3 protein-coding genes are annotated in these 1,675 nt (G+C 57.4%); all 3 read left to right on the plus strand.

All coding sequences use genetic code 11. The annotated features are described in order from the left end of the window. Positions 1 to 556, plus strand: a 556-nt coding sequence (locus tag IEY75_RS20585; RefSeq protein WP_189116045.1) for a hypothetical protein, incomplete at its 5' end; no start/stop codon positions are given. A 126-nt stretch (positions 557 to 682) separates the two neighbouring features. Next, complete coding sequence (locus tag IEY75_RS20590; protein WP_189116046.1) at positions 683 to 1,306, plus strand: hypothetical protein; 624 nt, start codon at positions 683 to 685, stop codon at positions 1,304 to 1,306. Then, the gene (locus tag IEY75_RS20595; protein WP_308425726.1) at positions 1,276 to 1,500 is read left to right on the plus strand and encodes a cold-shock protein; all 225 of its coding nucleotides are present in this window, start codon (positions 1,276 to 1,278) and stop codon (positions 1,498 to 1,500) included. Before IEY75_RS20590 ends, IEY75_RS20595 begins: the two co-directional genes overlap by 31 nt. Positions 1,501 to 1,675 lie beyond the last annotated feature (175 nt).

Consider the following 1,675-nt stretch of genomic DNA (forward strand, 5'->3'; position numbering starts at 1 on the left):
AAGCCCGTCAAACCTCCAACGACGACACCATCACCTGGTCACGCTGGCGCCGCCGACGACCATGGCAAGCCCGACAATGCCACTACCGGCGACGCGAGGCGATCCCATAACTGCCGTTGCAGTACTAGAGGAAGAGCAGGATGCGGGTTTGATCGTGGACCGATCGCGGTACCTCACCCGGAAGAAGGATCTCATCACCAGGCGCCGTGAATACGAAACCCTCCCCACCATTCAAGGTGGATGGCAATGGGTCGACTCTGACGAAACGTACGGTGCGCTGTGGTCAGCCGCGACGACAGCGGAAGACCAGAACAGGATCCTTAAGCAGACTGGCATCACCATTACAGCCGGACCACTCAGCAAGACTGACAAGTACCTGAAGCGCCACGTGAAGAAGATACCCGGAACACATCTCATCGCCACAAGCGAAGAACTAAATTACCGGATTGCGGTTCACATCCCGCCACGCGAAGATCTACCGTCCGAGGAGTGGCAGCGCTGGACGCATTCCGTTGGTAACGCTCTTACCCGCTTCGTCGTCACGCCATCTCGCTGACCGGGTAGGGCAGCCTCAACGGCGAGTTAGAGAAATTACAGTGTCGGATCCCTGACAGCGCTTCAACCTCGATTCTCCTACGCTTGTGAGGAACAAGACGAGAAGTCCTAACAGGAGGAACGCACGTTGCGTAAGAAATCTAAGGTAGCGCTGTCCGCGCTCGTCGGTCTGGCATCGATCTTCAGCCTCGGCGTTAGTCCTGCGGTCGCACAGCCAGTCGATCAGGGACATTACGCTGTAACCAGCGCCGCTTTCGAGTCGAGCCTGACCCTCGACGGGAAGGTAGTTGACGCCGCCACGTTCGCCGCGATGGTTCGTAACAACTCGACTGATACTCCAGCCGTCAAGGGCGACACTGATTACGGCAAGCACTCCTTCACTCCGCAGCGACCGCACTGGCGGTTTGGTGACGACAACGGCGACGGCGAACAGCAGATCGGGTACGATGTCCCGGCGAAGATCTCCGAGCAGTGGAAGTATCAGCTCAGCGGGGGCCTCGCTGGAGTGATCGTCGGCAACGTTAACCAGGTTGCTGATCTTTACTGTAGTGGCGCTCACCGTATCCACTACGGACCGCACAGTGTGAGCCCGTACTACCTCTTTCATGGAAGTAGTAAAGGCCCGCACATTACTAACCAGTGCCACGAATTGCGTAATGAACAGTCGTACAAGTTCCGCCACAAGATCGGTCCTGGCGGAAATGGGGAGCTGAAGGCTAAGTGGAAGTACGTCATCACCTGGGTGAAGTAATCGTCTGGCGGCCCGAGAAAGGTACCGGCGTCATTGAAACCGAAAACGGTCTCAAGGTGTGGGCCAACTTCTCGGCCATCGAAATGGATGGGCACAAGAGTCTTGACGTTGGGCAGCGCGTAGAGGTCGAGTACATCGATGTTCAGCAAGACAGCTACGAGCACCGAGCGACCAAGATTCGTGTAATAGGTTGACGGGTGGATGTAGGGAGGGCTACGCGGCTCTCCCTACATCTGTTGCCTCTAGTACTGCAACGGCACTTCGGTCCGTCACGTTGAGCGTGGCGGGCCGTTTCGTGTGGTGTGGCCTACGTTGATGTGGTGTCGTGGCAGGACGAGCTTGATCGGCTGTTGTGCCATGTGGGTGGAC

The organism is Pilimelia terevasa (assembly GCF_014647915.1).
Taxonomy (GTDB): Bacteria; Actinomycetota; Actinomycetes; order Mycobacteriales; family Micromonosporaceae; genus Pilimelia; species Pilimelia terevasa.